12 protein-coding genes are annotated in these 13452 nt (G+C 75.6%); 5 read left to right on the top strand and 7 right to left on the bottom strand.

The features are described from left to right. Positions 1–887: CoA transferase (locus HCJ92_RS16320; protein WP_209311207.1), on the top strand; the 887-nt coding region annotated here is incomplete at its 5' end. Positions 888–1172: 285 nt separating this feature from the next. Continuing rightward, the gene (locus HCJ92_RS16315; protein WP_167934332.1) at positions 1173–1784 is read left to right on the top strand and encodes a hypothetical protein; all 612 of its coding nucleotides are present in this window, start codon (positions 1173–1175) and stop codon (positions 1782–1784) included. Here HCJ92_RS16315 and HCJ92_RS16310 read toward each other — a convergent pair. The 7 genes from HCJ92_RS16310 to HCJ92_RS16280 are packed head-to-tail and all read right to left on the bottom strand — an operon-like array spanning position 1715 to position 8728. Further along, positions 1715–3412, bottom strand: coding sequence for a class I adenylate-forming enzyme family protein (locus HCJ92_RS16310; RefSeq protein ID WP_167934331.1), 1698 nt, complete (start codon positions 3410–3412; stop codon positions 1715–1717). The genes HCJ92_RS16315 and HCJ92_RS16310 overlap by 70 nt on opposite strands. A gap of 28 nt (positions 3413–3440) precedes the next feature. After that, entirely contained in the window at positions 3441–4196 is a 756-nt protein-coding gene (locus HCJ92_RS16305) for a DNA alkylation repair protein (protein ID WP_167934330.1), read from the bottom strand. A gap of 21 nt (positions 4197–4217) precedes the next feature. After that, positions 4218–4847 carry an NAD(P)H-dependent oxidoreductase gene (locus HCJ92_RS16300; RefSeq protein WP_167934329.1) on the bottom strand — a complete coding sequence of 210 codons (630 nt, stop codon included), beginning with the start codon at positions 4845–4847 and terminating at the stop codon, positions 4218–4220. A 42-nt stretch (positions 4848–4889) separates the two neighbouring features. Next, positions 4890–5513 (bottom strand): hypothetical protein, encoded by a 624-nt coding sequence (locus HCJ92_RS16295; protein ID WP_167934328.1) that lies wholly within the window; start codon positions 5511–5513, stop codon positions 4890–4892. Beyond that, positions 5510–6505, bottom strand: a complete 996-nt coding sequence (locus HCJ92_RS16290) for a deoxyribonuclease (RefSeq protein WP_167934327.1) — start codon at positions 6503–6505, stop codon at positions 5510–5512. Before HCJ92_RS16290 ends, HCJ92_RS16295 begins: the two co-directional genes overlap by 4 nt. 4 nt (positions 6506–6509) lie before the next feature. Further along, complete coding sequence (locus HCJ92_RS16285) at positions 6510–7346, bottom strand: TIM barrel protein (protein ID WP_167934326.1); 837 nt, start codon at positions 7344–7346, stop codon at positions 6510–6512. Further along, positions 7340–8728, bottom strand: a complete 1389-nt coding sequence (locus HCJ92_RS16280; protein ID WP_338054210.1) for a TrpB-like pyridoxal phosphate-dependent enzyme — start codon at positions 8726–8728, stop codon at positions 7340–7342. Before HCJ92_RS16280 ends, HCJ92_RS16285 begins: the two co-directional genes overlap by 7 nt. A gap of 325 nt (positions 8729–9053) precedes the next feature. On the opposite strand from HCJ92_RS16280, the gene HCJ92_RS16275 reads away from it, so the two are divergent. The 3 genes from HCJ92_RS16275 to HCJ92_RS16265 all read left to right on the top strand — a co-directional run. After that, positions 9054–11165: a molybdopterin-containing oxidoreductase family protein gene (locus HCJ92_RS16275; RefSeq protein ID WP_167934324.1), complete on the top strand. Its 2112-nt coding sequence runs from the start codon at positions 9054–9056 to the stop codon at positions 11163–11165. Further along, complete coding sequence (locus HCJ92_RS16270; protein ID WP_338054209.1) at positions 11162–12370, top strand: aminotransferase class V-fold PLP-dependent enzyme; 1209 nt, start codon at positions 11162–11164, stop codon at positions 12368–12370. The genes HCJ92_RS16275 and HCJ92_RS16270 overlap by 4 nt, the downstream gene beginning before the upstream one ends. Beyond that, positions 12367–13452, top strand: a 1086-nt coding sequence (locus HCJ92_RS16265) for an alcohol dehydrogenase catalytic domain-containing protein (RefSeq protein ID WP_167934322.1), incomplete at its 3' end; no start/stop codon positions are given. The genes HCJ92_RS16270 and HCJ92_RS16265, both read left to right, overlap by 4 nt.

The raw sequence follows: 13452 nt of genomic DNA, 5'->3' as shown, positions 1-13452 counted from the left end.
CCCGCCGGCGGCACCGGCCGGCGGCGGCCCGCACCGCGCCTCCGGCGGGGCCGCTGGTCGGGGTCGTGGTGCTGGAGGTCGGGCGGCGGATCCAGGGCCCGCTCGCGGCGCATCTGCTGTGGCAGTTGGGGGCGGAGGTGGTCCGGATCGAGCCGCCGGGCGGCGACCCCATGCGGGGTGCGCCGCCGCTCTGCGGCGAACAGGCCGCGGTCTGGCTGGCGTTCAACCACGGCAAGAGCGCCGTGGAGATCGACCTCAAGCGCGCCTCCGGCCGGCGGGAGCTGATCGGACTGGTCCGCGACGCCGACGTCCTGCTCCACAACTGGGCGCCCGCGACGGCGCTTCGGCTCGGCCTGGAGAGCGCCTCCCTGCACCGGGTCAACCCGACACTGGTGCACGCCCACACCTCCGGCTGGTCGGACGCCGTGCCGGACCCGCCGCTGGCCACGGACTACATGGTGCAGGCGCACTCCGGCCTCGCCGACGCCCTGCGGGCGGACCCCGCCGAGCCGCCGCGACCCACCCTGCTCACCGTCCTGGACTCGCTCGGCGGCATGCTCGGCGCGGAGGCGGCGGTGGCGGGGCTCCTCCACCGCCGCCTGACCGGGCGGGGCAGCGCGGTGGAGTCCTCGCTGCTGTCGGCGGCGCGGCTGCTGCGGGACCCGCCGCCGCGACGCCACCGACCGGACCCGGTGCCCGTGGGGGAGGGGCGGTGGGCGACCGCGCCCGGGGCAGGCCCGGGGGAGGCCGCCGCGGCACCGGTGACGACCTCGCTGCGCCCCGACCGCCTGCCCGCGGTGCTCGCCGCCGTCACGACCACCACCGCCGGCGGGTGCGTCCTGCCGCCCCGCCCCTGGTCGTCCGCCGCCGAGCCGGCCGACCCCTGACCGACACGCCCGACCCGTCACCCGAGACCCCGGCACCCGAGACCCCGGCACCCGACCGGACCCGCGAGCCCCGAGACCAGAGCCCCGTGACCGGGCACCCGGCGTCAGAGCCCCGGCGGCCCCAGCCGCTCCGGACGGCTCCGGACCGCCCCGCGCGCCGCCGACCCGGAGCCGGGGCCGCGTTCGCCTCGACGACAGCGCCCCCCCGGGAGGGCACCGGAGCGACCGAGCACACCGGCGGACGGACCGACCGACGAACGCACGGCGACGACGAGGGGGCATCCCATGCCGACGACCGACGACCACTGGGAGATCGTCCCGGCCCGGCCCACGCCGGTGCTCTGCCTGCGCCACACCGGGTGCGGGGCGAGCTGGCTGGACACCTGGCGCAGACTGACCGCGTTGATGTTCGAATGCGGTCTCGCGGGCCCGCGCACCCGCGCGGTCGGTGTGCTCTACGACCTCCAGGACCGGCGCCCGGCCGACGAGGTGCGGTACGACGCCTGCCTGAGCGTGGACCACGGCGACCTGGACAACGGCAACGTCTGGCGCGGGCTGAACCGTGTCAGCGGGCTCCGCTACGAGGTCATCATGGGTGAGGGTCCGCTGGCGCGCGTGGGCTCGTGCCACTCTCGCCGCCTCTCCGACATGTCCGTCGTCACGGGCGCGGCGCCGCGACGCCCGCGCCGCGACGCGGGCGTCGGCGCCCCGCTGTTCGAGGTGTACCCGTGCAGCCCGGTCTTCCTCGCCGAGGAGGTGCCCGTCGTCGAGTGGTACCAGACGGTCCGGTGCCCGGCGAGGAGGGAGGCGCCCGCGCCGCCGGGCGGTCAGGAACCGGTCGACGGGGCGGCGATGCCGCGGAGCCGCCGCCGGTCGACCTTGCCGGTCGGGGTGTAGGGCAGCGCGGCCAGCAGCACCAGCCGCTCCGGCAGCTTCCGGTCCTCCAGCGACGACTCCCGGAGCAGCGCGACCAGTTCGGCCAGGGTCGGCGTGGTCCCCGGGGCGGGGACCACGCAGGCGCAGAGCCGTTCGCCCATGACCTCGTCCGGCACGCCCACGCACGCCGCGTCGCGGATGCCCGGGAGGCGCAGCAGCAGCTCCTCGACCTCCAGCGGGCTGATGTTGGCACCGCCCCGCAGCACGATCTCCCGACGCCGGTCCACGACGGAGAGCCGCCCCTCGGCGTCCAGCACGCCCAGGTCGTCGGTGCGGACCCAACCGCCGGGCGCCCGGTAGCGGGCGTTGAGGCCGTCCGAGCCCACGTAGCGGAGCGGGGTGAAGGGGCCCCGGGCGATGATCTCCCCGACCCGGCCGGGTCCCACGTCGTCGAGCTCCTCGTCCACGACCCGGATGTCCACGACCGCCGGGTTGGGACGGCCCGCCCGCCGCGGGGCGCCGCCGTCCGCCCGGCCCGGCCCGCCGTCCGTGCCGGGCCCGCCGCGCGTGCTCCCGTCCCTGCCCGTGCCGTCGCCACGGTCCGACATGGCGCAGTGGACCCCGTCCGAGGAGCCGTAGGTGCTCACGACGGGGCAGCCGAAGAGCGCGGTGGCGCGGCGGGCGGTGGCGGCGTCCAGCCTGGCCCCGCCGGCGACCACGACCCGCACGCCCGCGGTGTCCGCCCCGCGCGCGGCGGGCTCCTCCGCCAGCAGCCGCAGCATGGTGGGGACGCCGAAGACGTGGGTGGGGCGGTGCCGTTCGACGAGCCGCAGCGCGTCGGCGGCGTCGAAGTGCGGCTGGAGGACCAGCGTGCCGCCGTGCACCATGAGCGTGCCGACCGTGGCGTTGCTGCCGAACGCCGCGGAGAGCGGTACCAGCCACAGGCTGCGGGGCCGCTCCCCGGGGACGAGCACCTCGGCGACGACGGCGCCGAGCCCGGTCACCAGCGCGTTGTGCGAGAACGCGACCATCTTCGGGGCGGCCTCGCTGCCGGAGGAGACCATGATCCGCGCCGGTCCGTCGGGGTCGGGTCGCACCGCCGACAGGGGGGCGGTCCGGAGCAGCGCGGCGAGCTCCGGGGCGCGGTCGGTGGGCGCCGCGCAGACCACCGTCCGCAGCCGGGGCAGCGTCCGGGCGAGCCGCAGCGCCGGTGTCAGGTAGTCGTGGCCCCGGTGCTCGCCGGGCACGACGACGCAGACCGCGTGGGCGCCGGCGAGCAGCGCCGCGGCCTCCCGGCCGCCGCGCCCCGGGGGGAACGGCATCAGCACCGCCCCCAGCGCGGCGACCGCCAGTTCCACCACGCAGGTCAGCCGGCTGTTCGGCAGCTGCACGCCGACCACCTCGCCGCGGGCGACGCCGAGATCGGCGAGGCCGCCCGCCAGCCGCAGCGCCAGGTCGCGGAGTTCCCGGAAGGAGACCGCCCCCTCGGCGTCCACGACGGCGGTGGTGTCGCCGAGGAGGTCCGCCCGCGTCTCGAACTGCGTGAACAGATCGAGGTCCCGGTACAGGCCCCGCGCCGCCCAGCCGCGGCGCACCCGCCGGGGGACGAGGTCGGTGAAGAGCGATGCCGGCCGGTCGGTGGTGGTCATGGGCCCCTCGTCGGTCGCGGGCGGGTGGTCAGCGCCGGCCCGGCGCGCCACCTCGGTAGGCGGCGGCGACGGACTCGCTCCGGGCGTCGCCGAGGTACCGGACGGCCTCCCGGACGGTGACGCCGGAGGAGCGCCCGGCGCGCGGCAGCAGCCAGTCGTACACCTCGGCGGGGTGCTTCCTGCCCGTCTGCCGCAGCACCCAGCCCAGCGCCTTGCGGACGAAGAACCGGTGGTCGGCGAGCAGCGGGTCGGCCAGTGCGGTGAAGACGGGCCAGTGGGCGTCGAACCCCGTCTCGTCGTGCAGCGGCACCAGGAAGGCCAGCACCCCCGAGCGGCGGATCCACTGCTCCTCCTCGGCGGCCCACCCCTGGTACACCCCGACCACGGTCGGTTCACGCAACAGCAGGCGCCCGGCCACGGAGCCGGCCAGCAGGTCGACCAGCGCCCAGGTCCGGCTGTCGCGCAGCAGCTCCTCCAGCAGGGCGGTGTCCTCGGCCCGCAGCAGGGTGAACCGGCGCTCCAGCAGGACCGACGCCGCGATCCTGCTCTCGTGCACCTCGGGGTGCCACAGCGCGCGGGTGGCGGCGACGAGGCCGGCGCGGGCGAGCGGGCCGTGGGCGCGCAGCGCGTCGGCGACCAGCTTGCGGATCACCGGGAGCCGCACGCCGTAGTGGGTCAGGTCGGTCTTGAGGTACCGCTTGGCGCCCTCTGCGGTCTCCGGGTCCCCCGCGGCCCGCAACCCCGTGGTCACCGCCGCCACCAGTCGTGTCGTCGCCTCGTCCATGAGCCGGTCCCTCCCTCGCCGTCACGCGTCGGGCCCACCCTGCGGCTGCGGGGAGGCACCCGGCAAGGCCCGTTCGGGCGGCCCGCCGTGCGGTGCGGGGGAGAGGACCAGTGCGCGTGTCGCCCGGACGAGGGAGTCCGCGAGCGCCGTCAGCCGCGCGGACACCACCGGATCGTGGAACCTACCGTCGGTGTGCGCGGCGCGCCCCTCGGGGATGGCGACCTGGTCGGGCAGCATCCAGCCGTGCAGCCAGCGCACCGAGGTCCGCAGCTGGTTGAGCGCGTTGCTGTTCGATCGGCCGCCGAGGGCGCTGATCCCGCCGAACACCCGCCCGGAGGTGTGGGGGAAGTCCAGCAGGTCGAGCGCGTTCTTCAGCGCGCCGCTCATGCCGCCGTGGTACTCGGGGGTGGCGAGGACGATCCCGTGGGCCTCGGTCACCGACCGCCGGAACTCGGCGACGGCCGGGTACCCGGGCCAGGACGCGGACTTGTCGCCGTCGCAGAACGGCAACCGCACCTCCGACAGCCGGAACGTCCGCGTGCGGCAACCGAATTCGGCGGCGCGGGCGAGGACGAGGTCGAGTGCCGCGCCGCTGGTCGAGTCCTTCCGCGCGCTCGCCGCGATGCCGAGGATCTCCAGTTCCCGCTGCACCGCCTCACCCTTCCCCGCGCGCGGCCGGCGGCCACCGGCCGGTCATCGGTCCGCCGCCGCGGAGGTGTCCCCGGCGTGGACGATCTCCAGGACCAACTCGCTGCGTGTGTTCAGCAGATGGCCGTAGGTGTGACCGAGCTCGTCGGCTGGGGTGCGGGCGATCTGCTCGACACCGGGGCGAGCGCCGAGGAAGTCCATGACGGCGCCCACCTGTTCGGGGTCGCGGACCGAGAGGCCGTGGTGCGACATCAGCGCCGCCCTACGACGGGCGCCGTAATCCGCCCACTCGCCGCGCGCCCGGCAGGTGAACAGCTCGTACTCGTCGCCGTCCGCGGTCAGGTTGATCCAGTGGCCGGAGGTGCCGTACCGGCGCGGGGCGATCCACGAGGGACCCGTGCGGACGTCGCGGAAGGCTCCGTGGGACTCCACCGAGGCCAGCCAGTCGTCGAAGTCGTCCTCCGTGAGGTAGTCGCCGGTGTAGACCGCGACGTGGTGGACCCCGTCCACGCCGAGGGTCGCGGGGTCGGCGGGCGCGTCGAGGAACTCCTCCAGCACCCGGGCGGGCGGGGTGGCCCGCGCACGGACGAGGTGGTCCAGGAGCCGGTCCAGATGGGCGGGGTGTTCGTCCGGGGGCGGGAGTACCGCCGGGGCGTCGAAGAGCATCACGTCATCACTCCTGCCGTGCGGTGGCCGGTGGCGGGATCGGTGCCGGTGGTGCTGGTCATGCCGGTGGTGCTGTCGTGGTCCTGCCGCTCCCGGTGGTCCTCGTGGTGGGCGGCGGCACCGGGGTCGACAGCCCGGCCCGCGGGCGGGCCGGGCGCCGGGTCCGCCGGCAGCCGGAAGAACGCGGCGGCGTTCTCCCGGGCGAGCCGCGCCAGCACCGGCGGCGCGACCCCGGCGAGCCGCAGCCGCAGCACCGTCCGCGCCAGCCCCATCGGGTCCGCCGAGCCGAAGTGGGCGCCGGAGTTCAGCATCAGCCGGTCCGGGCCGTGGGCCTCCAGCAGGTCGAGCAGTTGCCGGTGGTCGGTTTTGCTCCGCACCTGGAACATCCGGTCGCCCGCGGGGGAGACGGCGATGCCGAGGCCGCCCACCCCGAGACCGGCGGCGGTGGACAGCATCCGCGGCGCCACGTCCATCAGCGCCACCCGCGCCGGGTCCACGACCCCCGCGTCGAACGTGCGCCGGAGGACCGCGACCATCCGGTGGAAGTCGGGCAGCGAGGGCGGCAGTTCGACCAGAACCGGCTTCTCCCGCGCCGCCGCCAGAGCGAGTTGGCGTTCGAAGAGGGTCAGCTCGTCGTCGGTGAACCGCCGGATCGACAACTCGCCGACGGCGAGCACCCGGGGGTCGTCCAGCCGCGCGGCGAGCCGCTCCACGCCCGCCAGCGCGCCCGGCAGCCCCGCCATGTCCGCGGCGTGCACCGACAACGCGACCCACGCCCGCACCCCGAAGTGCGCCGCCCGCCGGGTCTCGGTCGCCAGCAGCCGTTCGAAGCGGGCGTCGTGGGAGGCGCCGCAGTGCCGGAGCTCGTTCGACGCCGAGCAGGGGATCAGCACCGTGTCGACACCGCTGAGCGCCATCAACTCGTAGTCGTCCGCGTCGCGTCCGTCGGAGTGGACGTGGTGGTCGAAGATGCGCGGGCCCGTTCCACCCGCCACCGACTCAGCCGGCCGCGGCGGCATCGTACTGCTCCCGCAGGTGCGCGATGCTGCGTTTGAGCGCGCCGTCGAAGTCGTCGGAGTGGTTGTACAACTCGACGCTGTAGTAGCCCTCGTAGCCCTGCTCCCGGCAGATCCGGAAGAAGGCGGCGAAGTCGATGTCGCCGTCACCGGGGATCTCGTGGTGGTGGTGGCGGCCCTTGATGTCCTCCAGCTGAATCACCGAGGTGGCGCGCATCGCCCGCGACACGGAGCCCAGGTAGTCCTCCTCCACCACGCGGCAGTGGCCCAGGTCCTGCGCCACGGTCAACCCCGGATGGGCGAACTCGTCCACCAGCGCCAGCGCCTGGTCGTTGGACTCCACGAAGAACCCGGGCTCCGGCTCCATCGCCAGGACCACCCCGTCCGCGCGTTCCAGCAGCCGCGCCAGCCCCTCCCGCAGCCACCGCCCGGCGTCCGCGTCGGTGACGTCGGCCCGGCGCGGGCCGCTCGCGAAGTTGATGACGGGGACGCCCAGCCACGCGGCGATCTCCAGCGCGCGGCCGGTCAGCTCCAGCCGCCGTTCACGGCCCTCGTGCGAGGGATGGACCAGCGAGGGCTCGAACCGCTCGGCGCCGAGCAGGTTGTCGGCACCGGCCGCCAGGCAGCAGGCGACGATCCCGCTGCTCTCCACCACCGACGCCAGCCGGTCGGCGTCGGCGGGGCGGAAGGAGAAGGGGTCGATGTGCCGGGGGTGCAGCGAGAACTCGATGGCCTGGTAGCCGGCGTCCGCGACGGCTCGGACCGCGTCCTCGACCGGGACGCTCCGCAGCCCGTTGGAGTTGTAGCTCAGCTTCAGCACGGTGTTTCCTTCCTGACGGCCGTGGCGGGCCGCCGGTTCGGCTCGGGTGGGGCGTTCCCCGCCGCGGGTGTCCGCGACCCGCCTCCGACACCCTCGGGCGGGAAGGCGTCGAGGTACCCCTCGACGTCGAGCAGCCCGTGGCCGCTCACGCACGCCACGATCACCGTCGGCCTCCGCGCGGCGGCGGCCTCCTCGATCGCGGCCCGCAGGGCGTGGCACGACTCCGGGGCGGGGAGGAAGCCCTCCAGCCGCAGGACCAGCCGGCCGGTCTCGAAGATGTCGCGCTCCTCGTACGCGACCGCCTCCAGCCAGCCCGCGGAACGCAGCACCCCCACGGCGGTCGATCCGCTGTGCTGCCGCAGACCGCCCACGTGCGTCTCGGGCAACTCGTGGTCGAGTCCCAGGGTGTACGACTTCGACAGCGGTGTCAGCATCCCGGGGTCGGCGTGGTCGTACCGCCACGTACCCCGGGTGAGCCGGGGCGCGGCGGCCGACTCGGCGCCGATCAGCCGCAACCCGGCGCCCCTCGCGCGCTTCCGCTCCAGGAACGGGGCCATCAGCCCCATGAGGTTGCTGCCGCCGCCGACGGCCGCGACGAGGACGTCGGGCTCCTCGCCCAGCGCGGCCAGCTGGTCCCTCGTCTCCAGGCCGATCACCGACTGGTGGATCAGCACGTGCGGCAGGTTGCTGCCCGAGACGTAGCGGACCTCCGGGTGCTCCGAGGCGTAGGAGACCGCGTCGCCGATCGCCGTGCCGAGGGTGCCGGCCGTGTGCCGACCCGAGGCGCGCACCGCGCGCCCGGCGGCGGTCAGCGCGCTGGGCGACTCGTGCACGGTCGCCCCCAGCATCGACAGCACCACGCGCCGCGCCGTCTTCTGCCGGGCCGAGACCCCCGACCAGAACACGATGCTCTCCAGGCCGTGGAGTCGTGCGGCGTACTGCACGGCGTGCCCCCACTGCCCGGCGCCGGTCTCCGTGACCAGGGTGCGCACGCCCTCGCGGGAGGCGAAGTACGCCTGCGCCATGGCGGAGTTCAGCTTGAAGCTGCCGGTGGGAAGGGTGTCCTCCCGCTTGAGGTAGATCCGCGCGGGTGTCCCCAGGTGCCGCTCCAGCGCCGTCGCCCGGGTCAGGCGGGTCGGCCGGCCCATCTCCTCGTAGCGGCGCCGGACCTCCTCGGGGATCGGCAGCAGCGGCTCCCGGGAGCGCTCCTGCTCCCGGATGGCGCGCAGCCTGATCCTGGCCGCCAACTCCAGGGACGCCACCCCTTCACGGTCGCGCGGCGGGGGCATCTCCTCGGGCAGGAGGCCCCGGAAGTTGAGCCACGCCGAAGGGACGGGCACGGCCCCCGGCAGCTGCGGGCTGATGGACTCGTCGATCGACACGGCTGTACGCCTCGCCTCGCTCGCGGGAACAGGATCGGGCCCCGCCGGGCCCGGACGGCTGCGGCCCGGCCCCGGCCGACCGCCCCCGGTACCTGCCGGTCCCGGGGGCGGTCCCGGGGGCGGTCCGCACTGAGATCGTCGGCGGACGTCCGGCGCGCCGGAAGCCCCCGCACGGTTCGTGGCGAGGGGAGTCAACGCCCGCCGGAGCGCGCCCCGGCCGCGTTGATACGCGCGGCGCGGGGGCCGGCGGGCCCACCCGTCGCCCGCCCGCCCCGTGCTCAGCTGGGTCCTTCGGTGCAGTCGAGGGAGGGACGGCGACCCGACGATGACCACGCGTGAGGTGCCCACCGTCTGCCGGATGTGCCACGGGGGGTGCGGTGCGCTGGTGACGGTGGACGGCGACCGCGCGGTCGCCGTCAGCGGCCACCCGGGCAACCCCAACAACGCCGGCTTCCTGTGCGCCAAGGGCCGCGCCTCGGTCGAGTACACCTACCACCCCGACCGGCTGCGGCAGCCGCTGCGCCGCACCGGTCCGCGCGGCAGCGGCCGGTACCGGCCGATCGGCTGGGACGGGGCGCTCACCGAGGTCGCCGACCGGATCGCCGCCGCCCGCGACCGCGACGGCCCCCGGTCCGTCGTCCTCGCCCAGGGCACCGACCGCAACTACCAGGAGTGGCTCTTCCGGTTCGCCAACGCGCTGGGCACGCCCAACGTGCTGGGCCCGGCGCACGTCTGCTTCTACCCCCGGGTGATGGCGGGCATCCTGACCCTCGGCGGCTTCACCTTCTGCGACTACGAGCACGACCCGGAGGTCGTCCTGCTCTGGGGCAGCAACAAGGCAGCCACCCACGGCGACGGCGTCATCGGCACCCGGCTGCTCTCCGCCGTCTCGCGCGGCACCCGGCTGATCGTCGTCGACCCGCACCGCACGTCGCTCGCCGCCCGCGCCGAGCTGTGGCTGCCACTGCGCCCGGGGACCGACGCGGCCCTGGGGCTCGGCCTCCTCCACGTCGTCCTCGGCGAGGGCCTGGTCGACCGGGAGTTCATCGAGGGGCACACCACCGGCTACGAGCAGCTCGCGGAGCACGTCAGGGCCTGGGACCCCCGACGGGTCGCCGGGATCACCGGGGTCGACGCGGAGCTCATCGTCCGCGCGGCCCGCCGCTACGCCACCGCCGCCCCGGCGGCGATCGAGCTCGGCACCGGCACCGCACAGCACAGCAACTCCTTCGACACCGCCCGGTCCGCCGTGCTGCTGTCGGCCGTCTGCGGCAACCTCGACCGCCCGGGCGGCGACGTGCTGTGGGACCCGCAGGCGATCATCGGGCGCCGGTCCATGCCGATGAGCGAGGCGCTGCCCCCGGAGAGCGCCGCCCAGCGCCTGGGCGGGGACCGCCACCGCGTGCTCTCCATGTCGGGGTGGGCGCACCCCTCCGCCGTCTGGCGGGCCGTGCTGGAGCACGACCCCTACCCGGTGCGGACCATGGCCGTCCTCGGCAGCAACCTGCTGGTCGCCTACCCGGACTCCGAGCGGGTCCACCGGGCGCTGTCGGCCCTGGACTTCCTCTGTGTCGCCGACCTCTTCCTCACCCCCACCGCCGCCATGGCCGACATCGTGCTGCCCGTCGGCGGGTGGCTGGAGCGCGACCAGATCGTCGAGCACGCCAACTACGTCGCCGCCCGCCGCGCGGTGACCTCGGTCGGCGAGTCCCGCTCCGACGAGGAGATCCTCAACGACCTCGCCGGCCGGCTGGGGCTGCCCGGCTTCTGGGAGAGCGCCCGGGCCGCGCTCGACGCGAGACTCGCGCCCGCCGGCACCACCTGGCGGGAGCTGGCGGACGGCTACTACCGGCCCACCGAACTGCGCCACTTCACGTACCGCGAGCGGGGCTTCGCCACACCCAGCGGGCGTGTCGCGCTCTACCACGAGGGGTTGCGCCGTATGGGCCACGACCCGATGCCCGTCCACCGGCCGCCGGCCCGCGCCACCCGGGCCGGCGAGTACCTGCTGACCAGCCGCCACTCGACGTTCTACTTCAACTCCGAGTTCCGCAACGTGCCCTCGCTGCGCGCCCGGGAGCCCGACCCCCGCGTGGAGATGCACCCCGGCACGGCGGCGGCCGAGGGGATCGCCGACGGCGACTGGACCCTGCTGGAGGCCCACGGCAGCCAGGCGCTGTTCCGGGCGCGGGTCACGGACGCGGTGCTGCCCGGGGTGCTCTGCGCCGGCGCCTCCTGGTGGTACCCGGAGCTGCCGCCCGACCGGTCCTGGCGCGTCTCCAACGTCAACCGCCTGCTGCGCGACGGCGACGAGAACCCCGCGATGGGCTCCTCCAACCAGCGCGGCGTCCCCTGCTCGGTACGGCCCGCCCCCGACGAGGTGGTTGCGGCGTGCCTGCGGGGCGACCTGGCCGAGTGGGCCGGAGAGCTCCGGTGACCGCCGCCGAGGCGTCCGGTCCGGCCGGTCCCGACGGCTTCCACCGGGCGTGGCGGGCGGGGCTGCCCACCGAGCAGGTCCTCGACGAGATCAGGGAACTGCGGGCCGACGACCACGACTACGCCGACGGCACGGTCTTCAACTCGATCTGCTCGGAACCGCTGGACCCCGCCCGGCAGGTGTTCGCCGAGCACCTGGCCACCAACATGGGCGACCACCGGATCTTCCCGAGCCTGCCCAGGGCCACCGTCCTGGTCACCCGGATGCTGGGTGACCTGCTCGGCGCCCCGGACGCCGGCGGCGTCCCCACCTCCGGGGCGACCGAGGCCAACCTGCTCGCCGTGCTGGCGGCGGTCCGCCGCCACACCGGGAGCGGTCGGCCCCGGGTCCTGCTGGCACGCAACGCGCACTTCTCGTTCGAGAAGATCGTCGCCCTGCTGCCGGTGGAGCCGGTCTGGGTACCCCTCGACGACCGCTACCGCGCCGAGCCGGCCGCCTACCGTGAGGCGCTGGCCGACCGGCCCGCCCTGGCCGTCCTCACCTCCGGCACCAGCGAGTGCGGCGCCGTCGACGCCATCGACACCCTCGCCCCGCACGCCGCCTCGCTCGGCGTGCCGGTCCACGTGGACGGGGCCACCGGCGGGTTCCTCGTGCCGTTCGCCGGGGAGCTGGGCCACCCCCTTCCGAGCACCGGGTTCACCACCGAGGGCGTGGTGTCCGTCTCGGTCGACCCGCACAAGTACGGCGGCGCGCCGATCCCCTCCGGCCACCTGCTGGTGCGCGACCCCGCCTGGCTGGACCCGCTGCGCTCCCCCTCCCACTACCGGGGGGCCGCCGACCACTTCGGGCTCCTCGGCACCCGGCCCGGTGCCGCGCTGCTCGCCACCTACGCGGTGCTGCGGCGGCAGGGCCGCGCCGGGTACCGCGCGGACGCGGCGGAGGTGTTCCGGCTGCGGGAGCTGACCCTGGAGCTGCTGGCGCGGGCCGGGCTGCGGTCCGCCTTTCCGCCGGAACTGATGGTCGTCGGCGTGGCCTGCCCCGATCCCGAGGCCGTCCAGACGGCCATGGAGCGCCGCGGGTTCGTCGTCTCCGTCTCCCGCCGGTTCGGCTTCGTCCGGCTGGTCGTCCACCTCCACCAGACCGAACGGCAGCTCGCCCGCCTCGTCGACGAACTCGCCGCGGCGGTGGAGGAGGTGGCGCGGTGAGCGACCTGGTCATCACCGCGCCGGGCAGGCTCGACATCCGGCCCGCCGCACCCGCCCGGCCGGACGGCCCGGACGAGGTCGTCGTGGAGGTGGACCGGGTCACCCTCTGCGGCAGCGACTACGGGCTCTTCCGGGGCACCTACGGCGGCCCCAGCCGCTATCCGCTGCGGTTCGGCCACGAGTGGTCCGGACACGTCGTGGCGGCCGGGAGCAACGCCAGGCCGCTCCTGGGACGCGCGGTGACCGGCGACTGCTCCCGCTGGTGCGGTCGGTGCCGCCAGTGCCGCACCGACCGCAACCGCTGCGAGCGCATCGAGAAGTTCGGCCTGACCGTCGACGGCTTCTCCGTGCGGCGGCGGACCGTCGACCGCCGCTACCTCTATGTCGACCGGCACGGGCTGCGCCCCGGGACCCTCGCGATGGCGGAGTTCTTCGCCGTCGTCCACCACGCGCTGCGCCCGCTGGCCCGCACCGCCCGGGACGCGGAGGTGCTGGTGGTGGGCGCCGGCGCCCTGGGGCTCGCCGCGCAACTGCTGCTGCACCGGGAGTTCGCCGCCACCCGGGTCACGCTGCTGGAGAGCGATCCCGTCAAGCGCCGCACCGTCGAGGGGCTGCTGGAGGCCGGCACCGCACTGCGCCCGCCGCCCGACCCCGCCGAGCTCGCCGCCGTCGACGGCTACCGGGCGATCGCCCACTGGGCGCGGTACTCCCTGGTGGTGGAGTGCTCGGGCACCACGGCCGGCATCGACTGCGCCCTCACACTCGCCGGGCTCGGCTCCACCGTGGTCTGGCTCGGGCTGCCCCGACCCGGGACGATCCGCCCCGACCTGGTCGTCGCCAAGGGCCTCACCATCCGTGGGTTCATCGGCGGTACCGGCGACTTCCCGGCGGCGATGCGGTTCCTGGCGGAACACGAGGAGCGGGCGGCGGCGTTCGTCACCCACCGCCGACCGGCCCGCGCGGCGGCGGGCCTGCTGGCCGCCGGGCCGGCCGAACGCTCCGCCACCGTCAAGGTGCAGCTCGACCTCGCCGACAGCTCCGGGCCCGACGCCGCCGGGCGTGTGCCCGACGGCGTCGAGCCC

This window comes from Streptomyces spiramenti (assembly GCF_012034385.1).
Lineage (GTDB): Bacteria > Actinomycetota > Actinomycetes > Streptomycetales > Streptomycetaceae > Streptomyces > Streptomyces spiramenti.
This window is presented reverse-complemented; position numbering and strand designations above follow the sequence as displayed.

What these genes read in the sequence shown, in the direction of transcription:
- HCJ92_RS16305 (WP_167934330.1), bottom strand. Translation starts at nt 4,196, where the DNA reads ATGGACGAGGCGACGACACGACTGGTGGCGGCGGTGACCACGGGGTTG.
- HCJ92_RS16310 (WP_167934331.1), bottom strand. Translation starts at nt 3,412, where the DNA reads ATGACCACCACCGACCGGCCGGCATCGCTCTTCACCGACCTCGTCCCC.
- HCJ92_RS16315 (WP_167934332.1), top strand. Translation starts at nt 1,173, where the DNA reads ATGCCGACGACCGACGACCACTGGGAGATCGTCCCGGCCCGGCCCACG.
- HCJ92_RS16275 (WP_167934324.1), top strand. Translation starts at nt 9,054, where the DNA reads ATGACCACGCGTGAGGTGCCCACCGTCTGCCGGATGTGCCACGGGGGG.